The 22,703-nt window shown below is 67.6% G+C and carries 20 protein-coding genes; 12 read left to right on the forward strand and 8 right to left on the reverse strand.

Annotated elements, in window-relative coordinates; genetic code table 11:
• The first annotated feature begins 157 nt into the window (after positions 1 to 157).
• Positions 158 to 3,052, forward strand: a complete 2,895-nt coding sequence (locus VI08_RS13195) for a bifunctional diguanylate cyclase/phosphodiesterase (RefSeq protein ID WP_157006743.1) — start codon at positions 158 to 160, stop codon at positions 3,050 to 3,052.
• Between the two features lie 83 nt (positions 3,053 to 3,135).
• On the opposite strand, the gene VI08_RS13200 is transcribed toward VI08_RS13195, so the two are convergent.
• On the reverse strand, positions 3,136 to 4,056 hold the full coding sequence (locus VI08_RS13200; RefSeq protein ID WP_269745843.1) for an Hsp33 family molecular chaperone HslO: 921 nt from the start codon (positions 4,054 to 4,056) through the stop codon (positions 3,136 to 3,138).
• 103 nt (positions 4,057 to 4,159) lie between these two features.
• Here VI08_RS13200 and mtgA point away from each other — a divergent pair, with 103 nt between their 5' ends.
• The 3 genes from mtgA to VI08_RS13215 all read left to right on the forward strand — a co-directional run bounded on the left by mtgA (position 4,160) and on the right by VI08_RS13215 (position 6,361).
• Positions 4,160 to 4,900, forward strand: a complete 741-nt coding sequence (gene mtgA / locus VI08_RS13205) for a monofunctional biosynthetic peptidoglycan transglycosylase (protein WP_045830065.1) — start codon at positions 4,160 to 4,162, stop codon at positions 4,898 to 4,900.
• A gap of 8 nt (positions 4,901 to 4,908) precedes the next feature.
• Complete coding sequence (locus VI08_RS13210) at positions 4,909 to 5,859, forward strand: glycosyltransferase family 2 protein (protein ID WP_052697921.1); 951 nt, start codon at positions 4,909 to 4,911, stop codon at positions 5,857 to 5,859.
• A gap of 73 nt (positions 5,860 to 5,932) precedes the next feature.
• Positions 5,933 to 6,361 carry a CBS domain-containing protein gene (locus VI08_RS13215; protein ID WP_045830067.1) on the forward strand — a complete coding sequence of 143 codons (429 nt, stop codon included), beginning with the start codon at positions 5,933 to 5,935 and terminating at the stop codon, positions 6,359 to 6,361.
• On the opposite strand, the gene VI08_RS13220 is transcribed toward VI08_RS13215, so the two are convergent.
• Positions 6,351 to 7,631 (reverse strand): NTP/NDP exchange transporter, encoded by a 1,281-nt coding sequence (locus VI08_RS13220; RefSeq protein WP_084621495.1) that lies wholly within the window; start codon positions 7,629 to 7,631, stop codon positions 6,351 to 6,353. The two genes, VI08_RS13215 and VI08_RS13220, sit on opposite strands and share 11 nt — an antisense overlap.
• Positions 7,632 to 7,792: 161 nt before the next feature.
• Between VI08_RS13220 and VI08_RS13225 the strand changes: the two genes are divergently transcribed.
• Positions 7,793 to 9,118, forward strand: coding sequence for a serine hydrolase domain-containing protein (locus VI08_RS13225; protein ID WP_045830068.1), 1,326 nt, complete (start codon positions 7,793 to 7,795; stop codon positions 9,116 to 9,118).
• A 109-nt stretch (positions 9,119 to 9,227) separates the two neighbouring features.
• On the opposite strand, the gene VI08_RS13230 is transcribed toward VI08_RS13225, so the two are convergent.
• The 3 genes from VI08_RS13230 to gcvH all read right to left on the reverse strand — a co-directional run bounded on the left by VI08_RS13230 (position 9,228) and on the right by gcvH (position 12,015).
• Positions 9,228 to 10,268: an energy transducer TonB gene (locus tag VI08_RS13230; protein WP_045830069.1), complete on the reverse strand. Its 1,041-nt coding sequence runs from the start codon at positions 10,266 to 10,268 to the stop codon at positions 9,228 to 9,230.
• 254 nt (positions 10,269 to 10,522) lie between these two features.
• Positions 10,523 to 11,176, reverse strand: a complete 654-nt coding sequence (gene metJ / locus VI08_RS22570; RefSeq protein ID WP_084621496.1) for a met regulon transcriptional regulator MetJ — start codon at positions 11,174 to 11,176, stop codon at positions 10,523 to 10,525.
• A gap of 434 nt (positions 11,177 to 11,610) precedes the next feature.
• Positions 11,611 to 12,015: a glycine cleavage system protein GcvH gene (gene gcvH / locus VI08_RS13240; protein ID WP_045830071.1), complete on the reverse strand. Its 405-nt coding sequence runs from the start codon at positions 12,013 to 12,015 to the stop codon at positions 11,611 to 11,613.
• Positions 12,016 to 12,241: 226 nt separating this feature from the next.
• On the opposite strand from gcvH, the gene VI08_RS13245 reads away from it, so the two are divergent.
• Entirely contained in the window at positions 12,242 to 12,910 is a 669-nt protein-coding gene (locus tag VI08_RS13245) for a DUF3103 family protein (RefSeq protein ID WP_045830072.1), read from the forward strand.
• Between the two features lie 15 nt (positions 12,911 to 12,925).
• Here VI08_RS13245 and gcvT read toward each other — a convergent pair whose 3' ends face one another.
• Complete coding sequence (gene gcvT / locus VI08_RS13250; protein ID WP_045830073.1) at positions 12,926 to 14,032, reverse strand: glycine cleavage system aminomethyltransferase GcvT; 1,107 nt, start codon at positions 14,030 to 14,032, stop codon at positions 12,926 to 12,928.
• Positions 14,033 to 14,136: 104 nt separating this feature from the next.
• Between gcvT and VI08_RS13255 the strand changes: the two genes are divergently transcribed.
• The 4 genes from VI08_RS13255 to VI08_RS13270 are packed head-to-tail and all read left to right on the forward strand — an operon-like array spanning position 14,137 to position 17,584.
• The gene (locus VI08_RS13255) at positions 14,137 to 15,279 is read left to right on the forward strand and encodes an MlaE family ABC transporter permease (protein ID WP_045830123.1); all 1,143 of its coding nucleotides are present in this window, start codon (positions 14,137 to 14,139) and stop codon (positions 15,277 to 15,279) included.
• Complete coding sequence (locus VI08_RS13260; protein WP_045830074.1) at positions 15,276 to 16,040, forward strand: ABC transporter ATP-binding protein; 765 nt, start codon at positions 15,276 to 15,278, stop codon at positions 16,038 to 16,040. Before VI08_RS13255 ends, VI08_RS13260 begins: the two co-directional genes overlap by 4 nt.
• Before the next feature lie 3 nt (positions 16,041 to 16,043).
• Positions 16,044 to 16,982 (forward strand): MlaD family protein, encoded by a 939-nt coding sequence (locus VI08_RS13265; protein ID WP_045830075.1) that lies wholly within the window; start codon positions 16,044 to 16,046, stop codon positions 16,980 to 16,982.
• Entirely contained in the window at positions 16,979 to 17,584 is a 606-nt protein-coding gene (locus tag VI08_RS13270) for an ABC-type transport auxiliary lipoprotein family protein (protein ID WP_045830076.1), read from the forward strand. Before VI08_RS13265 ends, VI08_RS13270 begins: the two co-directional genes overlap by 4 nt.
• A 62-nt stretch (positions 17,585 to 17,646) precedes the next feature.
• Here VI08_RS13270 and VI08_RS13275 read toward each other — a convergent pair whose 3' ends face one another.
• Entirely contained in the window at positions 17,647 to 18,219 is a 573-nt protein-coding gene (locus VI08_RS13275; RefSeq protein ID WP_232309547.1) for an alpha-ketoglutarate-dependent dioxygenase AlkB family protein, read from the reverse strand.
• Positions 18,220 to 18,242: 23 nt separating this feature from the next.
• Complete coding sequence (locus VI08_RS13280) at positions 18,243 to 19,646, reverse strand: amidase (protein ID WP_045830077.1); 1,404 nt, start codon at positions 19,644 to 19,646, stop codon at positions 18,243 to 18,245.
• 151 nt (positions 19,647 to 19,797) lie between these two features.
• Between VI08_RS13280 and VI08_RS13285 the strand changes: the two genes are divergently transcribed.
• Together VI08_RS13285 and VI08_RS13290 are read left to right on the forward strand one after the other, a co-directional pair.
• Positions 19,798 to 21,405, forward strand: a complete 1,608-nt coding sequence (locus VI08_RS13285) for an electron transfer flavoprotein-ubiquinone oxidoreductase (protein ID WP_045830078.1) — start codon at positions 19,798 to 19,800, stop codon at positions 21,403 to 21,405.
• Positions 21,406 to 21,584: 179 nt separating this feature from the next.
• Positions 21,585 to 22,661, forward strand: a complete 1,077-nt coding sequence (locus VI08_RS13290) for a glycosyltransferase (protein WP_232309548.1) — start codon at positions 21,585 to 21,587, stop codon at positions 22,659 to 22,661.
• Positions 22,662 to 22,703 lie beyond the last annotated feature (42 nt).

A 22,703-nucleotide genomic window follows, 5' to 3' on the forward strand; every position in this document is an offset into this window, starting at 1 on the left:
GGCCACCTTAAGAAAAAAGATTAGCTGCCGTTTATGACATCCACAGGGGTAGAACCGGGGCTGGCGCAGCGCCGGTGAGACTGGCGCGGTGGCGCCCGTCGCGCCCCGGCGTGAACGCATATAGACTGACCCGACCACGACCGGAACCATGCAGGCGATGACCATCGCTCCATCACAAAGCCCCGCTCTGCAGGCGTCCGGTCACGGCGAGATCGAGCCGTTGCACGATGCCGTGGAGCGCCTGCTGCGGGCCGCCGATGCCGAGAGTGTCCGCAACGAGTGCGAGGCCTTCGCCCGTTGCCTGCTGCCCGAGGCCCGGCTCACGTGGCGTGAGGCCGCGGCCGAGCCCGTGGGTGGCCACCTCGTGGTGGAACTAGGCGCCGATCCGCAAACCGATCGCGTGCTCGAACTGCATACCACCGAACCCGATAGCGCGGCCTGGGCCGACATGATCGGCTGGCTGGGCCGGCTGGCATCGGCGCGCCTGCGCCAGCTCGCCGAGACCGCCAACCTCTACGAGGCCATCTCGCGCCTTGCGCTGGCCGAGCGGCTGCAGCGCGCGCTCTACGCCATCGCCGAGCAGGCGGGCGCCGAGCACAACATGAACGACATGATGAGCGCGCTCCACGGCATCGTGGGCAGCCTCATGTACGCCGAAAACTTCTTCATCGTGCTGTACGACGCGCAGAACCGCACGGTGCGCTTCCCGTACTTCGTCGATTCGGTCGACCCGGATATCCCGGACCCCGAAGGCATCCGCCCCATCGAGGCCATCGAGAACACGCTTACCTGGCATGTGCTCAAGAGCGGCAAGTCGATGATGGGTGCCAGCACCGAGCTGGAAAAGAACCTGCCCGGCCCGCGCGTGCCCATCGGGCCGCCGAGCGACGACTGGCTCGGCGTGCCCATGAAGCGCGCCGACGATGTCGTCGGCGCCCTCGTGGTGCAGAGTTACCGCCCGGATACCCGTTACACGCAGAACGACCGCGAGCTGCTCACCTACGTGGCGCAGCACGTGCAGACGGCGCTGGAGCGCCGCCAGGCGCACGAGGAGCTGGAGCGCCGCGTCACCACGCGCACCGCCGCCCTGCGCGAGGCCAACCGCGTGCTGCGCCAGCAGGTGCTGCAGCGCCAGCGCGGCGAGCGCCTGCAGGCCGCGTTGTTCCGCATCGCCGAGCTGGCCAACACCTCGGACAGCATCGAGAACTTCTATGCCGCGGTGCACCGCGTCATCGGTGGCCTGCTCTACGCCCGCAACTTCTACATCGCGCTGCTTTCCGAAGACCAGAACAAGCTCACCTTCCCGTACTCTGTCGACGAACTCGACGGCGTGCGCGAACCGCGCGAGCTGGGCCGTGGCCTCACGGAGTTCGTGCTCCGCAACGGCAAAGCCCTGCTGGCCGATCGCGACGAGATCGACCGCCTGAACCGCGACATGGTGCTCTCGACCAGTGGCGCGCGCTCGCTGCACTGGCTGGGCGTGCCGCTCATCTGGAACGAGAAATCGATGGGCGTGCTCGCGGTGCAAAGCTACACGCCCGAGCACACCTACAGCGCGCGCGACCAGGAGCTGCTCACGTTCGTGAGCTACCACATCGCCAACGCCCTGCAGCGCAAATACACCACCGAGTCGCTGAAGCAGGCCTACGCCAGCCTCGAGCGCCGCGTCACCGAGCGCACCCGCGCGCTGGCCCTGGCCAACCGCGACCTGCGCGAGCAGATCGCCGAGCGCGAGCGCGTCGAGCGCCGCCTGAAGTACGAAACCCTGCACGATTCGCTCACCGGCCTGCCCAACCGCACGCTGCTGCTGCAGCGGCTCGAGCAGGCGCTCAACCATTACCGCGAGAACCCGTCGGACCTCTTCGCGGTGCTGTTCATCGACCTCGACCGCTTCAAGGTCATCAACGACTCCGTCGGCCACCTGGTGGGCGACGACCTGCTGTTCCAGGTGGGCGGCCGCGTGCGTGCCTGCCTGAAGACCCGCGACGTGGTCGCGCGCCTGGGCGGCGACGAGTTCGCCGTGCTGGTCGAGGGCATCACCGACCCGCAGGCGGCCACGCACATCGCCGAACGCATCATCGCGCAGCTGCAGACCCCGTTCCGCCTGGGCGCGAAGGAAATCTTCACCTCGGCATCCATCGGCATCGCGCTGCCCACGCCGGATTACACGCGGCCGGAAGAACTGCTCCGCGACGCCGACTCGGCCATGTACCGCGCCAAGGCCGAGGGCCGGCACCGCGCCGCCGTGTTCGACGACCGCCTGCGCCGCGAAGCGCTGATGCTGCTGGAACTGGAAGGCGACCTGCGCCGCGCCATCGCGCGAAACGAGTTCGTACCGTTCTTCCAGCCCATCGTCGACATCGTCGATACGCGCGTGGTGGGCTACGAGGCCCTGCTGCGCTGGCGCCACCCCGAGCGCGGCCTGTTGCCGCCGGGCGAGTTCCTGGCCGTGGCCGAGGACACCGGCTGCGCCGAGGCCATCGACTGGCAGATCTTCGAGCAGGTGGCCCGCCAGGCGCGCGCGCTGACGCGCGACGAGGGCTTCATCAGCATCAATGTCAGCGGCAGCCATTTCCGCTCGCCTAACCTCGACCAGCGCCTGCTCGACCTCTTCGCCGAGCACCAGGTGCCGGCGCGCTGCATCCGCGTGGAAGTGACCGAGCGCGCGCTGCTCGAGAACCCGGCGCAGGTGAAGCGCATCCTCGAGAACCTCCGCCACCACGGCGTGGGTATCGCGCTGGACGATTTCGGCACGGGCTACTCGTCGCTGAGCTACCTGCACCAGTACCCGATCGAGACGCTGAAGATCGACCGCTCGTTCGTCATCGAGCTGCCGGCCGAGGAAAGCGAAGGCCATAGCACGGCCGTGGTGCGCGCCATCCAGGCGCTGGCCGATTCGCTGCGCATGCAGGTGATCGCCGAAGGCATCGAGACCGAGGCCCAGCTACGCGCGCTGCGCCGCATTGGCTGCCGGTATGGGCAGGGGTTCCTGTTCGCCCAGCCGCAGCCGGCCAGCAAGTGGCTGGGCGCGCCGTTGTCGCTCGACGCCTGAAAAACATCGCGCGCAAGCGCGCTCCCACATGGCACGCTGTGACCCGTTGCCCTTCTGTGGGAGCGCGCTTGCGCGCGATGCTCTTATTGCAGCGTGCTAGGCGCCGGCGGGGCCTCGGGCCCCGCGAGCACCTGCTCCGCATCCACCCGATCGAACGTATAGCGCGTGGCGCAGAACTCGCACACCACTTCGATCTCGCCATCGCGGTCGTCGAGCGTGGCCTCCACTTCGTCGCGGCCGAGCGCGCGCAGCATGCCCTCGACGCGCTCGCGCGAGCACGTGCACCCGAACGCCAGCGGCCGCGGCTCGTACAGGCGCACTGTTTCTTCGTGGTACAGGCGGTAGAGCAGTTCGTCGGGCGGGGTTTCCAGCAGTTCCTTCGCACCCAGCGTGGCGGTGAGGTGGCCCACGCGCTCCCAGGCGTCGTCGTCGGCGTCAGCCGCGCTGTGGCCGCCCTCGCCCGGCACCGGCTGCAGCATCAGGCCCACCGCGTGGTGGCTGTTGGCAGCCAGCACGATGCGCGCGGGCAGCTGCTCGGATCGCTCGAAATAGCCCTCGATCGCCTCGGCCAGCGAGCCGGTGCCGTCGAGGTCCACCACGCCCTGGTAGCGCCCCTTCTCGGCATGGCCCACCGTGATGACGAGCATCGACTCGGGCTGCGTGGCGAGGTCGAGCGTATCGCCCACGGTCTCGGCATCGAAGCGCGACAGGCCGCGCACGCGGCCCTGGTCGGTGCATTCGGCGAACAGCAGGCGCACGGCGCCCTGGCTCTTGAACTCGAGCGAGAGCGCGCCCTCGAACTTGATATTGCCCGTGAGCAGGGCACTGGCGGCCACGGCCTGCCCCAGCGTGTTCTGCAGCGCACCGGGGTAGTCGATGCGCGATGCGATTTCCTGCCAGCTCGGGCCCAGCCGCACGAGCACGCCGCGCACGCCGGCGTTCTCCAGCATGAAGCGGTGCAGCACGTCGTCGGAAGCGATGGTTTCGACAAGGGAATCGGTCACGATGGTCTCCTGGTGATCCGACGGAAGATGGGGGCGCGGGCGGCGGGCGACAAGCCCGGTGCCATGGCCCTTATACTGCGCCATCCCTCGCCATCATGCTCCCATGCCTTCGACGCCCCGCTCGCTGCCCCGCCGCATCGTCCGCCTCGTCGCCACGCTCGCCGTCGCCTGGCTCGCGCTCTCGTGCCTGGTGGTGCTGGTGCTGCGCTTCGTGCCACCGTGGACCAGCGCCATGATGATGGAGCGCCGCATCGAAGCGCTCGCCACGGGCGAGAAGGATTTCACGTTCCATCACCGCTGGGTGCCGTGGGACGAGGTCTCGCCGCAGGTGGGCATCGCCATGGTGGCGGGCGAGGACCAGAAATTCCCGTTCCACCACGGCTTCGACGTCGATGCCATCCAGGATGCGATCGATGCGGCGGATGAAGGCAAGCGGCTGCGCGGCGCCAGCACCATCAGCCAGCAGACCGCGAAGAACCTGTTCCTGTGGAACGGGCGCAGCTTTGTCCGCAAGGGCCTGGAGGCTTATTTCACCGTGCTCATCGAGGCGCTGTGGCCGAAGCAGCGCATCCTCGAGGTGTACATGAACATCGTCGAGCTGGGCGATGGCGTGTACGGCGTTGGTGCCGCCAGCGATGTCTTCTACCACGTGCCGCCGTCGCGGCTCGATGTCACGCGGGCCGCGCGCCTGGCCGCCGTGCTGCCGAACCCGCGGCGTTTTCGCGTGGATGCGCCCAGCGCCTACGTGCAGCGGCGCACGGCGTGGATCGCCCAGCAGATGGGCCAGCTCGGCGGCCCCGGCTACCTTACCCGCCCCGCCCCCGTGAAAGGCCGCGTGCGATGACGACCACCATGCCCTACTCCCTCGCCGTCGTCGTGCCCGCCTATAACGAAACCGAGGTGCTGGAGCGCTTCCACGGCCGCCTCGCCGCCGTGTTCGCAACGATGGACGTGGAGGCGAGCGTCATCTACGTGGACGACGGCAGCGCCGACGACACCTGGGCCATCATCACGCGCCTGGCAGCCAGCGATTCCCGTGTCGCCGGCCTGCGCCTGTCACGCAACTTCGGCAAGGAGGCCGCGCTCACCGCGGGCCTCGACGCCGCCGATGCCGATGCCGTGGTCGTCATCGACGCCGACCTGCAAGACCCGCCGGAACTCATCCCCCAGCTCGTCGCGCGCCTGCGCGAGGGCAACGACGTCGTCTACGCCACGCGGGACGACCGCGCGGGGGAAACCCGCTTCAAGAAGTTCACCTCGGCGGGGTTCTACCGCCTGATGGAGCGGCTCTCCGACAACCCCATGCCACGCGACACGGGCGATTTCCGCGTCCTCTCGCGCCGCGCCGTGGCGGCGTTGCGCGGCCTGCGCGAGCGCCAGCGGTTCATGAAGGGGCTGTTCGCGTGGATCGGCTACCGCCAGGTGGCGTTCCGCTACCACCGCGACGCACGCGCGGCGGGCGCCACGAAATGGAACTACTGGCGGCTCACCAACCTGGCCATCGAGGGCATCACCTCGTTTTCGGCGGCACCGCTGCGCATGGCGACCTGGCTGGGGCTCTCCACCGCCGCCCTCGCCTTCCTCTACGGCATCTGGGTGATCCTGAAAGTGCTGGTATGGGGCGACCCGGTGCGGGGCTACCCCACCCTGCTCGTCGTCATCCTGTTCCTGGGTGGCGCCCAGCTCATGGCGCTCGGCGTCATCGGCGAATACGTGGGCCGCACGTATTCGGAAACCAAGCGCCGCCCGCTGTACTACGTGGAAGATTCGCGCGGCCCGGTGAGCCCCTTCACCCCCCCGTGACCCCCACGCCGCCGGGCCGGCGTAGACTCGACGCATCGCGGCGGTCGCGCCGCACCCATCCGGGGAGTCGAGCATGCAGCAGGTCAAGCATCTCCTGGGAACGAAAGGCAGGGAGGTCTTCGCGGTGGCGCCCGATGCGCCGGTCATCGACGCGATCCGGCAGATGGCCGAGAAGAACGTCGGCGCGCTCGTGGTCATGAAGGGCAGCGAACTGGTCGGGATCATTTCCGAGCGCGATTACGCCCGCAAGGTGATCCTCAAAGACCGCTCGTCGCGCGACACGCCCGTCGCCGACATCATGACCGCCAGCGTCGTCACCGTGGCCACCGACGCCACGGTGGACGATTGCATGCGGCTTTGCACCGATGGCCGCCTGCGCCACCTGCCGGTGCTCGACGGGGGCCGCGTGGTCGGCGTCGTGTCCATCGGCGACCTGGTGAAGGCCACCATCTCGGAGCAGAAGGAAACCATCAACCAGCTCGAGAGCTACATCACGAGCTAGGTGGCTCGCGCTCGGGCGCCAGGTCGGGCGCGGTGGCGGCGCGGCGTGCCACTTCGGTGGCCACCGCCGCGAGGCCGGCGCACACCAGCCCGATCGTGGCGATGCCCACGCCCGCCCCGCGCGCGGCGTTCAGCGAGGTCGTGACCACCAGGTCGCCGAAGCGCCACACGGCCGTCTCGATGAAGTTCTTGCCCTTGTAGCGCGCCTCGCGCGGCATGCGTGTGTAGAGCGAATCCGACGCCGGCTTGGTCATGCCGTAGGTCATGCCGCGGCTGCCGATCATCACCAGGGCGATCAGCGGCACCGCGTGCCCCATGAGCCCGACATCGACCGGGCCGAAGTACGCCAGCATGGCCAGCAGCAGGAAATTGACGAGGGTGGGCAGCACCATGGCCCAGACCGCGCCCAGGCCGCGCAGGATAAGCGGCGTGAGGGTCAGCTGCAGCACGGCGCCCATGCCGTTGACCCACAGGTCGAGGTCGGCGTAGAACGCCGTGCGGGCGGCGTTATCGACGAAGTGCGCCTTGGCGTAGTCGGCCACCAGCGCGTACGCCATGGTGGCGATGCCGTCGCTGAGCAGCATCAGCAGGGTCATGTAGCGCAGGAACGGCTGCGAGAAGGCCGATTTCGCACCCTCGAGGATGGAGCCGCCCACCGGGGCTTCGGACGCTGCGCCCTCCTCGCCGGGGCGCGCCGACAGCGCCAGCAGCGCGCCCAGCGCCAGCAACAGGCCCACGGCCGAGATCACGAGCATGGAAGGCACGCCGATGCGCTCGACGAGCAGGCGCGTGACGAGCGGCCCCAGCAGCGCGCCGCCCATGCCGCCGAAGGCGATGAACGGGAACACCAGGCGCGCCTGGCGGCTGCGGTAGATATCCGCCATGAAGCTCCAGAACAGCGACACGACGAACAGGTTGAACACGCTGACCCAGACGAAGAACACCTTGCCGAGCGTGACGGCGCCGATACGGTCCTGCGCCACGAACAGCGGCACGAAGCCGACCAGGCACGCGACGAAGAAAAGGTAACTTGTGCCCACCACGCGCTTGCGCGGGAACCGCGCCACCAGCCAGCCGAACACGGGCGTGAGCAGCAGCATGGCGATGAACACGATGGCGTAGAAGCCGGGTAGCGACGACGAGCCCGCGGCGCCGGCGAGCTGGTCGCGGACGGGCCGCAGCACGTAGTACGAGGTCATCACGAAGAAAAAGGCGATGACCGAAAGCGCGAGGGTGGCACCCTCGCCCAGGGCGGGTCGGCGTGCGTTCACGTTGGCCGGCGGTTCCGGTGGAGGCGGGCAAAGCCTAGCACGGCTCGCGCGGCAAACCCTTGCGTGGGGCCGCCTTCACGCTTGCGTTGTGGATGCGGGGCAAACGCACCACAATGCAGGGTAGTTCGCCAGCACTACGATCCAACAGCCGCGAGATCAGCATGCCGTTCCGTCCCACCTCCCTGCTCGCCTGCGCGCTCGCCGCCGCCCTCGCCACGCCACTCGCCCTTGCCGCCCCACCGCCCAAGCCGCCGGTCGTGCACGTGGACCCGGAAGCAGCGAAAATTCCCGCCGACCGCGTCAGGAAGACGATCGACGACTACAAGGCCTGGCTGGATAGCGCCGAGGCACGCGACGCGGCGCCCGCCATCGTCACCGCGGTGATCGTCGACGACAAGGTCGTCTATGAACGCGCCATCGGCTATGCCAACGCGAAGACGAAAGAACCCGCCACGCCGGAAACCGTCTTCCGCCTGGCCTCGCTGTCCAAGGCGTTCGCCACCGGCGTCACCGCCGTGCTGGTCAAGGATGGTTTCCTCAGCTGGGATACCAAGCTCGCCGACACCCTGCCCTACTTCAAGCTGAAGGATGCCCAGGCCGGTGAGCAGGCCACCGTGCGCGACATCCTCGGCCAGCGCCTGGGCCTGCCGCGCAACACGTACGATGCCATGCTCGAGGCCGATGCGCCCTACGAGGAACTGGTCCGCAAGCTCGACGAGGTGGATCTCTCCTGCAAGGTGGGCGCGTGCTACGGCTACCAGAACGTCGCCTTCAGCATGATCGGCGATGTCATCTACGCCACCACGGGCGATTACTTCTTCCGCCAGGTGGAGCGCCGCATCTTCGCGCCGCTGGGCATGACCACCGCCAGCTACGGCCGCGATGCGCTCGAGGCCAGCAAGAGCTGGGCGCGCCCCCACCGCGGCGCACCGCACAACTGGATCCCCTACGAGCCCAACGACGCCTACTACCGCGTCGCGCCGGCGGCCGGCGTCAACGCCAGCCTCCGCGACATGGAGCAATGGCTCATGGCGCAGATGGGTGGCCGCCCCGACGTGCTGCCCACGCCGCTGCTCGACGTGCTGCACGCACCGGGCGTGCCCACGCCGGGCGAGGAACACTCGCAGCCGTGGCGCCGCGCGCGCGTCACCGACGCGCACTACGCCCTGGGTTGGCGCCTGTTCCGTTACGCGAACGAAGATCTCGTCTACCACGCGGGCGCCGTGTCCGGTTACCGCACCATGATCGGCTTCTTCCCGAAATACCACGCGGGCGTGGTCACCATGTGGAATGCCGCGGCGCCCATCCCGGCCGGCCTCATGCCCATGGTGTTCGACGACCTGCTGGGCCTGCCGCATGTCGACTGGGCCGGGGTGGAGGGCAGCGTCCACGCGGCGCCCGTCGCCAAGGCACCGGCCAAATCAAAGACCAAGGCGGCACCGGCCAAGAAGAAGGCCACGACCACCAAGTCGAAGAAGAAAAAATAAGATCGGTTCATTCGCGCGTGCGAATGAACCGATTTAGGAACATCGCTTGCAAGCAAGCTCCCACAAAAGCGACAGGCAAAAAAAGGCCCCTCACCAGGGGCCTTTTTGCTTAGCGACCGAGGTTGAACTGCAGGCGCCTGCGCAGGGTCACCGTCATCGGCTCGCCGTTGCGCGTGGCCGGCTTGAACTCCCACCGGCTCACCGCGTCGATGGCCGAGCGGTCGAAGACATGCTTCGGCTGGGCGTCGACGACATTGACGTTGCTCACTGCGCCATCGGTGCCAACGGTCAGCTCCACGTCCACCCAGCCTTCCTGGTTCGAACGCATGGCGGCGGTCGGGTAGCGCGGGTTCACCTGGCGGACCAGCACGGCATCGGAGATGGCTTCCGAATCGGCCGCCGGGCGTGCCGCGGCGGCGGGTGCGCGCGCGGCCGCCGCGGGCTGCGCCGTGGCCTGCTGCTGCGCCACGCGCGTGGCCTGGTCACGCGACGCCTGCTGGCGCTGCGCCTCGGCCGCTGCGGCCGCCTGCTGCTCGGCCTGGGCCTTCGCCGCCGCAGCCGCGTTCTGCTGTGCCAGCTGCGCCTTCTGCGCGTCCTGCGCAGCCTGCTGCTGCTCCCTGTCCTGCGTCTTGCGCTGCGCATCGAGCTTCGAGCGCAGGATGGTCAGGGTGTAGTTCGCCGGGTCGGCCTTGGCGAGCAGGTCGATCTCGCGCTGCGCTTCGTTGAAGTCGCGGCCGTTGATGGTCTGCTCGGTGGCGGCGGCGCCATATGAGAACGTCTCGCGCAGCGCGTCGGCGGCCACGGCGTTGCCGGGCTGCTTCTGCAGCACCTTCATGTAGAACTCGAATGCGTTGTTGCCCGCCGGGGCGACCAGGCGCTGGTCGTTCATGGCGGTGCGCGCCTCGGCCAGCAGCTGGTCGACGCTGAGCGCATCGACGTTGGCCGGCGGCGCCTCCTTCGACGTGCCCTGCTTGGGCGCGCTGGCGGCATTCTGCTGGGCCAGGTCCGCGTTGGCGTCGCGGTAGGGCTTCACGATAAGGAAGTACGCCGCCACGCCCAGCACCACGACGATGGCGAGGACGGCAAGCGTGACGGGATTGACGGCACCGCCCACGCGGCGGCGCATCGGGAATCGACGGCGGGTATCCATGGCGGCGGTACTGCACTCCGGAATGAACGCGCGCCCCCTGATGGCTTGACGCGAAGGACCCCCCGTCCCACGCAGCGCGTGGCTGAAAGGTACCCGTAATGGGGGCGTGAATCCAGCCTGCCGGCCTAGGAGGAATTCTTAAATGAATAACCCCGGCCAGGCCGGGGTCAAGGTTTTCGAAGTGGCTCCCCGCGCTGGGCACCGCGGGGAGCTAATTCGTAAAACAGCTTTCTTATTAGGTGACGCTTTGTCGCTTAGGCCTTGGGGGCCTTGGGGGCACGCGGGGCGCGCGGAGCCTTGGGGGCCTTGGCGGCCTTGGTCGCACGGACGACCTTGGCAGCGGCGACCTTCTTCGAGGCGGCCTTGCGCGGAGCGGCCTTGCGGGCGGTCTTCTTGGCAACCGACTTCTTGGCAGCGGCCTTCTTCGGCGCAGCCTTGCGGACGGCCTTCTTTACAGCCTTCTTGGCGGCGACCTTGCGGGTCGAAGCCTTCTTCACCGCCGACTTGCGGGCGGTCTTCTTCACTGCAGCCTTGCGGGCAGTCTTCTTGACCGCGGCCTTGCGGGCGGTCTTCTTCGCCGGGGCCTTGCGGGCGGCGGTGCGCTTCACGGTGGACTTCTTGGTCGCCTTCTTGGCGGCCGACTTCTTGGCAGTGGCTTTCTTGGCAGTGGCCATGGTTCGTCTCAGCTCCTCATCAGTTGGCAGTGGTTGCCCAGTAAAAGCGTGGAGGAACGCTTCAACCAGCAGATCGCTGTTCGTCGCGTGCCTTAAATTGTTCACCTGTCGGCGGGTGCGTTCATCGGAAAGCAGGCGGAGCACATGCAGTGGAATCGATACCGTGATCTTGCGTACCGCGCCTGCTTTCGAACCGTGCTCCACATACGGACGGATGAAGTTGTCTAGTTCCATTTCCGGGTTCCCCGTCAATTGACGCAAAAGCTATTCCTGAACAAATCCGCTGTCAATAAATTTTGGCTCTAAATTGAAGACGTTGCGGATGCGCGACGCGACCGCGAGGGGCATCGGAGATAACCGCTGGGCGCATTTTCCGTCGCCCCGTTCCACTCGCGCCGTTACATTTTGAATCGCGTTGCGAGATTCATCGCATTGCGAAAACACCTTAAATAAAGGCATTTCGTGAACGGAATTCCGAATCGGGTTTCGCCACGAACCGCGCCGGCGCCACGCCGCGCAGGGCGCCCGCGAACGTCCTCGAAGGGCGTCCGCGGGGATGAACGGAACTCGACTGGCGGCCAAAAAAAAATTTCCCGAAAGGGGTGCCGCGGACAAAAAAATGCCGGTCGAGGACGACCGGCACCAGGTTCGAACGTGTCGAAGGGCTGTCAGTGATCTTCGTTTTCGATCAGTTCGGCGTACGCGTCGGGGGTGAGGAGTTCGTCCACTTCCTTCCGATCGCTGTACTTGATCTTGAAGATCCAGCCACCCTCGTAAGGTTCCGAGTTGATGGTTTCGGGTGCGTCCGAGAGTGCCTCGTTGACGGCGACGACCTCGCCCGAGAGCGGCGAATAAATATCGGATGCGGCCTTGACCGACTCGACGACGGCGACGCCCTTGCCATCGCCCGCTTCGACCGAGCTACCCACTTCCGGCAACTCGACATAGACGAGGTCGCCAAGTGCGCCCTGGGCGTGGTCGGAGATACCCACCGTGGCGGTGCCGTCGTCGTTGATGCGCACCCACTCGTGGGACTTGAGGAAATGCAGGTCGCCTGGGATTTCGTTGCTCATGGGGTAGGCCTCGTAAGGGAGTGGGCGGTGGTGACCCCACGATTGTACCGGTCCGCGCCCGGCGCGTAAGCCCGGCTTCCGTGACGGGCGGCGCCTTGCCAGCATCAGCCATGGCCCGATGCCGGTCGCGGCGCAGGCCTACATCTTCGCGCCACCGGCCGCCCTACCCTGCGTGGCACCGGTACCAGGGTCGGTACCGGCCTCCCCCACTCATCAAGGACATGCCATGGAAGACCTCACCCACGTCACCGATCGCACCACGCCCGACCGCCTGGCGGCGCTGCGGGCCGGCATCGCGATCATGAACGACGCGCTGTCGGCTGCTGGCCTGGGCGGCTCGCGCCAGCCCCCGCTGGCATGCGCGCTCGGTGCGCATGCTACCGCCGCCTCGCAGGAGCTCAGCATGCTGCGGAAGATCCGGGTCGAAGACAACAAGGAGAACGTATTGAAGGGCGATGCCGAGATCTTCGCCATCACCACGGGCTTCGGCGCCGATGGCCAGCCCTTCGTGAAAACCCAGCTCATGCCGTTTCTCGCCAAGGCGAAGGTGGACTACACGCCGAACATGGACCTGGTGAACTGGGCGGAATGCTCCGCCCCCTACGTGAACCTGCAGCTGTTCGACAAAGACGGCGATGTTGACTTCCATAAGCTGGCACAGGCCCTGGTGCAGGCCGTGGGCGAAGGGCTGAAGCTCAGCCCGGTGACCGCGCCGTTCGCCGCGGTGTCGGCGCTGGGCCAGGCGGTGCTAGGCGCCATGGATTCGGGCTGGTTCAAGAACAACCCCGACCACGTGGATTCGTTCTACGTGCTCGAGCGCGGCAAGACCTACACCGACTACAAGGGGGCGTCGAACAACGCGACGCTCACCCTCGAGCCGTACACCGTCGGCTGACGGCGCGGCGGTGGGTCAGCCGATGATGCCGGGCATCGGCTGACCATCGCGGACGAACGGGAACTTCACCACGCGGACCGGTACCTCGCGGCCGCGGATGTCGACACGGACCTCGCCCGGTTCGCCCGCAGGGATGCGGGCGAACGCGATGGACTTGCCCAGTGTGGGCGCGAAACCACCCGAGAGGATCTCGCCCTCGCCGTTGGCGGTAAGCACCTTCTGGCCGTGGCGCAGCACGCCCTTGTCGTCCATGACCAGGCCGACCATGACGCGCTTCACGCCGGCGGCCTTGTGCTGCTCGAGCGCGGCGCGGCCGATGAAGTCGCGGCCCTCGTCGAACGAGAGGGTCCAGGCCAGCGCGGCCTCCCACGGCGACACGGTTTCGTCCATGTCCTGGCCGTAGAGGTTCATGCCTGCCTCGAGGCGAAGCGTATCGCGTGCGCCCAGGCCCGCCGGCGCGACGCCCGCCGCGTGCAGGTGCTTCCACAGTTCGACGACGCGGCTGTTCGGCACCACCACCTCGAAGCCATCTTCACCCGTGTAGCCAGTGCGGGCGAGGAACAGCGGCATGCCGTCGGGGCCTTCGGTTTCCAGGGCGGCGAACTTGCCGAGCTTGCGGGCCTTTTCCTGGGCCTCGGCCGGGAGCAGGCCGATGAGCTTCTCGCGCGCGTTGGGCCCCTGCACGGCGATCATGCCGAACTCGGGCCGCTCGCGGACGGCGACGCCGAAGGTGGCGGCCTGCTTCTCGATCCAGGCGAGGTCCTTGGCACGCGTGGCCGCGTTGACCACCAGGCGGAAGAAATCCTCGCGCAGGAAATAGACGATGAGGTCGTCGATGACCCCGCCGTTCTCGTCCAGCATGCAGGTGTAGAGGGCCTTGCCCGGCTTGGCCAGCTTGTCGACGTTGTTGGCCACCAGCGTGCGCAGGAAACCGCGGGTGTTCTCGCCGGTGAGATCCACCACGGTCATGTGGCTGACATCGAACATGCCGGCGTCCTTGCGCACCGCGTGGTGCTCTTCGATCTGCGAGCCGTACGCGATGGGCATGTCCCAGCCGCCGAAGTCGACCATGCGGGCACCGAGTTCACGGTGGGTGGCGTTGAGTTCGGTCTTGTCGGTCATCGTCTTACCTTCGGGGGTGGGCCATGGGGGCAGCCCCCGATTATCCGGCCAGCGAGCGCCAAGTCCAAGCGCGCCGCAACATCTTCCTGCTAGCCTTCCGCCCCATGGCCACCCCTTCGCTGCCCGGCACGCTCACCCTCACCCGCGACGCCGGCGGCGAGCGCCTCATCCTGCGGGGCGACTGGACCCTTCCCTATTACATGGCGCTGCAGGCGCGGGCCAACGAGCTGGCGGGCACCATCGCCGCCGGCGCCGCCATCGACCTCCACGACGTGGGCGCGATGGATACCGCCGGCGCGTTCGTCGTCGCGGAACTGCTCGGCAGCCAGCGCACCCAGGCGCTGGCCCAGGACGAGGCGCTGCCCGCCGCCCGGCGCGCGCTGCTGAAAACCGTGGGCGACGCCATCGATACGTATTGCACCGGCGTGCGGCGCCCCCGCGACGCCGGCTTCGTGGTGATGCTGGAGCGCATCGGCAACGCGGTTGAATCGTTCTGGAAGCAGACGCTGAAACTGCTCGGCTTCATCGGCATCACGCTGCAGGGGTTCGCCAGCACCGTGCTGCGCCCCCGGCGTTGGCGGGTGACGTCGCTGGTGGCGCACCTGGAGCAGACCGGGCTGGATGCCGTGCCCATCCTGGCCCTGCTCTCGTTCATGGTGGGCGCGGTGGTGGCCTTCCTTGGCTCGACGGCGCTGGAGGCCTACGGTGCCAGTGTCTTCACTGTCGACCTCATCGGCTTCGCCTTCCTGCGCGAGTTCGGCGTGCTGCTCACCGCCATCCTCCTGGCCGGCCGCACCGCCAGTGCCTTCACCGCGCAGATCGGCTCGATGAAAGCGCGCGAGGAGATCGACGCCATCCGCACGCTCGGCCTCGACCCGGTGGAACTGCTGGTGCTGCCACGCGTGCTGGCCCTGCTCATCGCGCTGCCCCTGCTCACCTTCGTGGCGATGATCGCCGGCATCGTGGGCGGCGGCATGGTGTGCCTGGCGGTACTGAAGATGTCGCCGTCCATGTTCCTCAGCATGTTCCAGGCCGACATGCAGCTGCGCCAGTTCCTGGTGGGCATGGCCAAGGCGCCGGTGTTCGCCTTCATGATCGCCGTCATCGGCTGCATGGAGGGCTTCAAGGTCTCGGGCAGCGCGCAATCGGTGGGCGAGCACACCACCTCGTCGGTGGTGCAGTGCATCTTCGTGGTCATCCTGCTCGATGCCGTGGCCGCCCTCTTCTATATGGAGATGGGCTGGTGAACGACGACACCGTCATCGAGGTGCGCGGCCTCACCAACCGGTTCGGTGCCCAGGTGGTGCACGAGGGCCTCGACCTCGACGTGCGCCGCGGCGAGATCATCGGTATCGTCGGCGGCTCGGGCACGGGCAAGTCGGTGCTGCTACGAACCATCATCGGCCTGAACCGGCCGCAGGCGGGCGAGGTGCGCGTGTTCGGGCAGGATCTGCTGGCGCTACCTGACGAGAAGCGCAGCCTGGTGGAGCGCCGCTTCGGCGTGCTGTTCCAGAGCGGCGCGCTGTTCTCGTCGCTGACGGTGGCCGAAAACGTCGCGCTGCCCCTGGTCGAACACGCGAAGCTCGACCGCGTGGACGCCACCCGCCTCGCCGGCGTCAAGCTGGCCCTCGCCGGGCTGCCGGTGGACGCGGGGCGCAAGTCGCCCGCGCAACTTTCCGGCGGCATGGTAAAGCGCGCCGCGCTGGCCCGAGCGCTGGCGCTCGATCCCGAGATCCTGTTCCTCGACGAACCCACCGCGGGGCTCGACCCGATCAGCGCCGCGGCGTTCGACAGCCTCATCGTCACGTTGCGCGACGCCCTGGGGCTCACCGTGTTCCTTGTCACGCACGACCTCGATACGTTGTATTCCACCTGCGACCGCGTCGCCGTGCTCTCGCAGCACCGCGTGCTGGCCGTGGGCCCGATCGACGAAGTGGCCCGCACCGACGATGCCTGGGTGCAGGCTTACTTCAACGGCCCCCGCGGCCGCGCCGCCGCCAAGGAGTGAACGATGGAAACCCGTGCGCACCACATCCTGATCGGCCTGTTCACCGTGCTTATCGTCATCGGTGGCCTGCTGTTCGGCATCTGGCTGGCCAAGGCGCATTCCGAGAAGGAATGGAACTACTACGACGTGGTGTTCAACGAGGCGGTGACCGGCCTCTCGCGGGGTTCGGCCGTGCAGTACAACGGCATCCGCCTGGGCGACGTCAACCAGCTGCGCCTGGACCCGAACGATCCGCGCCGCGTGCTGGCGCGCATCCGCGTCTCGGGTGATACGCCCCTGCGTACCGATACCCACGCCAAGCTGGCGCTGACCGGCGTGACGGGCGTCGCCATCATCCAGCTTTCCGGGGGCTCGCCCGGCAGCCCGCTGCTGGTGGGGCATGACGGCGAGGTGCCCATCATCAACGCCGATACCTCGCCGCTGGCGAAGCTGCTGAGCAATGGCGAAGACCTCATCACCAACATCAGCCAGGCGACGGCCCGCGCCAACGAGCTGCTCTCACCCGCCAACGTGCACCGCATCGAGAACACGCTCGACCACCTGGACAAGACCACGGGCGTGATCGCCGACGAGCGCGAAGACATCCGCTCGCTGATCAAGCAGCTGGCCATGGCCACGCAGCAGGCCAACGACACGCTGGCGGAAAGCAAGGCGCTGGTGCACAACGCCAACGGGCTCGTCGAGGGCCAGGGCAAGGCCACCCTGCAAAGCGCCCAGCGCGCCATGGCGTCGCTGGAGCACTCCATGGCCTCGGTGGACCGCCTGCTCAACGACAACAGCGATGCCCTGAACGGCGGCGCCGCCAGCCTCGGCGACCTGGGCCCGGCATTGCGCGAGCTGCGCGACACCCTCTCGTCGCTGCGCTCGATCACGCGGCGGCTCGACGAGAACCCCAGCGGCTACCTGTTCGGGCGAGAGAAAACCAAGGAGTTCACCCCATGAGCCGCATGCGTATCGCCCTGCCCCTCGCCGTCGCCCTGCTGGCGGGCTGCTCCATCCTGCCGAAGGCGGAGCAGCCCAGCATCTATACGTTGCCCGCCGCGCCGGGTGGGCGACCCGCCGCGCCGCAACCGGTGCCGTGGGCGCTGCGCATCACCGCGCCGAACGCGCCGCGGGCACTCGACAACGCGCGCATCGCCGTGGTGCCCGATTCGAATGTCATCACCGTGTACGCCAGCGCGCGCTGGAGCGACAGCGCGCCGCACCTGTTCCGCGACCGCCTGGCCGACGCCTTCCGCGACACGGGCCGCGTCACCGCGCTGAGCACCGACGACAGCAACCTCGCCGCCGACCTGGAACTCGGTGGCAACCTCGCCGCGTTCCAGACCGAATACGCCAGCGGCAAGCCCGAGGTGGTGGTGCGTTACGACGCCACGCTATCCAGCACCCGCAAGCACCAGATCGTGGCCAGCCGCCGCTTCGAAGTGCGCGAGCCGGTCGACGGGAAAGAGGTACCGCAGGTGGTGCAGGCCTTCGGCCGGGCGATGGACAAGGTGTCGGCGGATGTCACGGCGTGGACGTTTGCCTCCGCACCACCCCTGTAGGAGCGCACACCTGTGCGCGATGGATCTTGCGGCAAGCACCCATCGCGCACGGGTGTGCGCTCCTACGACAGCGGGGCGATCCAGCGGAACGTCAGGTTGATGCGGGGTGTTTTCACCCGCAGCCGCTTCGGCAGGTCATGCTTGTATAGCCGCTGGGTGCCCTCGCCCATCCGCAGCAACGAGCCATGCGTCAGCGCAAGCACCACCGTCTCGCCATCGTCGGCTTTCGCGCGAAACCGGAAATCCCGCCCGGCGCCCAGGCTCACCGATGCGATTACCGGTTCAGCCCCCAGCTCCGGCTCATCATCGCTGTGCCAGCCCATGCTGTCGGCGCCATCGCGGTAGAGGTTGGCGAGCACGCTGTTGAAGCGCGTGCCGCACGCCACCGCCGCGCGGTCGCGCAGCGATGCCAGCGCCGGTGTCCACGGCCGCGGTGCGAAGGTGTTACCCGAATAACGGTAGCTCGTGCCCTCGTCGCCCACCCATGCATTGCGCCGCGGGGCATCGACCCACCGGCCGAACATGCGCAGCTGGTGGGTCTCCCACGGGATCTCGTCGAGCAACACCTTATATAGAGTGTCGGCCTCGGCCCCCGGCAACCAGGCCGGCGCGAACGCCACGTCCGCGCCGGGCAAGGGAATGCGCTGCCAGGCGGTGCTCAGGCCTTTGGCTCGACGGGGTACGCGGGCTCGGCGTCGAGCGACGAAGCGCACACCGCCGCCAACTCGAGCAGCCGCAGGTCGGAGCCACGCGCGCCCACGAGCTGCATGCCAACCGGCATGCCGTTGGGCAGCGTACCCATTGGAATGCTGACCGCAGGGCAGCCCGCCAGGCTGGCGAAGCTGCACAAATCGGCCTGCGACGCCGGTGCGGGCTGGTCGAGCGGGAACGCGCCCTGCGGCGTGGTCGGCAGCACCAGCACATCCACCTGCGCGAACAGCCGGCGCATCTTCAGCGTGGCGGCGTCGAGCACCAGGTCGGCGGCGACGTAGTCGGCCGCTGACTTCTTCGCCGCGAAATCCACCATCTGCCGGAACCCCGGCGAGACGGGATAGGCCTCGTCGGCCAGTTCATCGGCAAACGTGTTGAGCATCTCGGCTTCCATCAGCAGCAAGCCGGCACGGCGCGTCCTGGCGAAATCCCAGTCGGAGAAATCGACGGGGCGGCGCTCGCCGAGCTCGCCCGTGAGCTGCGAGAGCGCGTTGTTGAAGACATCGGCCACGTCGCGCTCGACGCCGACGGCGGCCAGGTCGGGCAGGAACCCCGTGCGCAGGTTGCCCGGCTCCCAATCCGGTGGCTGGAACGCGACGCGGCGGCGGCGCGAGCGAGCGTCGTCGGCGTCGTAGCCGGCCAGGGTCTGCAACAGCACCGTGAGATCGTCCACGCCACGCGCCAGCAGGCCGACCGCATCGAGGCGGCGCGCGGCCGGCACCAGGCCACGCGCGGAGATCTCGCCGTGGGTGGGCTTCAGGGCGTAGATGCCGCAGTAGCTGGCAGGCACGCGGATGGAGCCCAGCGTGTCGGAGCCGATGGCGGCCACGGCCATGCCGGCGGCGACGGCGGCCGCCGCGCCACCGGACGACCCACCCGCGGTGTAACCGAGGCGATGCGGATTGTGCGTTGCGCCATAAAACGGATTATGCGTGGTGAGGCCGAGCGCGCCTTCATCCATGTTCGTCTTGCCAAGCAGCACGGCGCCTGACGCGCGCAGGCGCGCCACCGCGTGCGCATCGTGCGCGGGCACCACGGTGCGGCGCCGCATGCCGGCCCGCGTGGGCACGCCGGCGACATCGAAATTATCCTTGATGGCGATGGGCAGGCCATCGAGGCGGCCCATGACGCCATCGCGCCGGCGACGGTCGGCGGCCAGCGCCTGCTCCTGGATCAGCGAGACGCTGACATCGGTATACGCGTTGAGCACGGGGTTAAGGCGTTCAATGGCGTCCTGGTACACGTCCGACAGCGCCTGGGGCTGTGCGCGGCCAATGGCCAGCCAATGCATGATCTGCAGCAGGCTGGCCCGGCGCATATCCGTGGCGGTGACGGGCAACATCGTATTCATGGAATCTCCTTGCTCTTGGAGACGATTATGAACCCGGTATGTGAACGACGTGCAAGCCCCTCCCCGGCCGTTTCAAACGGCGATTTGCCCGGCCTAGGGGGAAACGCGAGAATACCCGTTTGATCCTGCCAGCCAGATTCGAGAGCCAGCGATGAGCGAACGCGAAACCATGGAATACGACCTCGTTGTCGTCGGGGCCGGCCCCGCCGGCCTCGCGTTCGCGATTCGTACGAAACAGCTCAATCCCGATGTATCGGTGTGCGTCATCGAAAAAGCCTCGACCATCGGCGCGCAGATCCTCTCCGGGGCCGTGATCGAAACCGGCCCGCTCGACCGCCTGCTGCCGGATTGGCGCAAGGCGCCGCCGCCCATCTGCGTCCCGGTCACCCAGGACGAATTCTGGATGCTGCGCGACCACCAGTCGGGCACGAAAGCGCCGATCACCCCGCCGCAGATGAACAACCACGGCAACGTCATCGTCAGCCTCGGCGCCATGTGCGCATGGCTGGCGCCGCAGGCCGAAGCGCTGGGCGTGGACGTGTTCCCGGGCTACGCCGCGGCAGAGGCCCTGTTCGACGAGGCCGGCGCCGTGAACGGCGTGCGCATCGGCGACATGGGCATCGCGCGCGATGGCACGCACAAGCCCGGCTATACCGAGGGCATCGACATCCGCGCGAAAGCCACCGTGCTGGCCGAGGGCTGCCGCGGCCATATCAGCAAGGCGCTGATCAGGAAGTTCGACCTCGACAAGGACAGCGACCCGCAGACCTACGGCATCGGCATCAAGGAGCTGTGGCAGCTCCCCGCCGGCCGCGTCGAGCCGGGCAAGGTAGTGCACACCACCGGCTGGCCGCTCGCCAGCGATACCTACGGCGGCAGCTTCCTCTATCACCTCGATAACGACCGCGTCGCGGTCGGCTTCGTCGTGGGCCTCGACTACCCCGACCCGGCGTTTTCGCCGTTCGAGGCGTTCCAGCAGTTCAAGCACCACGCCAACGTCAAGGGCCTGCTCGAGGGCGGCACCATCGTCAGCGCGGGTGCGCGCGCCATCACCGAAGGCGGCTACCAGTCGCTGCCGAAAGTGGAAATGCCGGGCGCCATCCTCATCGGCGATTCGGCCGGCCTGGTCAACGTGCCCAAGATCAAGGGCACCCACCAGGCCATCGCCTCGGGCATGCTCGCCGCCGAACACCTCGTGGCCACGCAGCTCAACCCCGCGGGCTGGGACGCGAAACTGCGCGGGTCCGCCGTCGTGGCCGAACTGAAGAAGGTGCGCAACATCCGCCCCGGCTTCAACAAGGGCCTGTGGTTCGGCCTCATCAACGCCGCGTGGGAAACCCTCGTGGGCGGCAAGTCGCCGTGGACCCTGAAGAACCACGCCGACTGGTCGTCGCTGGAGAAACTGGGCCAGCACGAGTCACCGAAGAAGGACTACGTCGACCGCACGCTGGCGCCGCGCGACCGCCTGGCCAGCGTCTACTTCGCCGCGACGGAGCACGACGAAGACCAGCCGGTTCATTTGAAGGTGGCTGATACGTCCATATGCGTGGACCGCTGCACGACGGAGTATGGCAACCCCTGCCAGAAGTTCTGCCCGGCCGGCGTGTATGAGATGGTCCAGGATGATGGCGGGCGGCGGTTGCAGATCAACGCGGCGAACTGCGTGCATTGCAAGACGTGCGATATCAAGGATCCGTACCAGATCATTACCTGGGTCACGCCTGAGGGCGGGTCTGGGCCAAATTACCAGAACCTGTGATGGATATTGGGTGGAAACTGCGCCGGATCCTTCGCTATATCGAACGCGCGAAGGGAAGTATTGCGATACGAGGCTGGGGCGGCACGATGAGGCGGGTCCTTCGCCAGCGCGTTGCGGGCAACACGTCGACGGCCAGCGTGGTCATACGCGCCCCCGCTCCGGGATCCGCTGCCCGGCGAATGCTCGTCATCGAGACCATGACACCCGATCCCTCGCGGGACTCTGGCTCCGTCAGGCTCTGCCAAATTTTCTCGCTGCTCAACAGGGCCGGCTGGCAAATCGACTTCATGGCGGAAGACAACGACGCCACGCCGGACGATGCGGCCAGGCTCGGCGCGCTTGGTGTCCGCATCGTGCACCAGCCTGCCCTCTCGTGGCTTAGGGGCGAGGGTGAAACGCTGGATGCCATCATGCTCTGTCGGTTGCCCGTGGCAACCCAGTACATCGATGTGGTGCGAAAAACGGCACCGCGTGCTCGCATCGTTTTCGACACGGTCGATCTTCACTTCATCCGCGAGCGACGGGCAGCGGAAGTCACGGGAAATCCCGCGCTTATCCGCCAGGCCGAACGCTCGCGTGAGCGTGAACTCGACATGGTCGTGCGTTGCGACGTCACGCTTGTCGTCAGCCAGGAGGAGCGAGACGTCCTCGCCAGGGAAGCGCCGGAAGCCAAGGTCGAAGTGGTGAGCAATATCCACGCCGTCCGTGGCCGCCAACGGGGCTTCGAGGGCAGGTCCGGCATGTTGTTTGTCGGGGGCTTCGGCCACCCGCCTAACGAAGACGCCGTGCGTTGGTTTATCGCCGACGTGCTGCCCTTGGTGCGCGCCGTGCTCCCGGGGGCGACACTCCACGTCGTCGGCGATATCGATGCAACGTCCCGCCGCAGTATTGAGCGCGACGGCGTACGCGTGCACGGCCGCGTTGGCGATCTCGCGGAGCTGCACAATGAAGCCCTCGTATCCATCGCACCCCTGCGATTCGGTGCCGGCGTCAAGGGAAAGGTTAACCAGGCCATGAGCTTCGGTCTCCCCGTCATCCTGACGACGATTGCAGCGGAAGGCATGCACCTCAGGCACGGCGTCGACGCACTCATCGTCGACACGCCGGAAGACATGGCCGCGGCCATCATCCGCCTGGCCCATGACGAAACGACATGGAATGCCTTATCGGAAGCGGGCATGGAGAATGTACGCGTGTACTTCTCCATGGAAAATGCGGGTCGCAACCTGCGCCTTGCATTGGATCAGTCGCCATGAAGCACCTCTCGCGCCGCGCCCTTCGCCGGATGCTGGCCCACG

Source organism: Luteibacter yeojuensis (assembly GCF_000964085.1).
In the GTDB taxonomy this organism is placed as follows: domain Bacteria; phylum Pseudomonadota; class Gammaproteobacteria; order Xanthomonadales; family Rhodanobacteraceae; genus Luteibacter; species Luteibacter yeojuensis_A.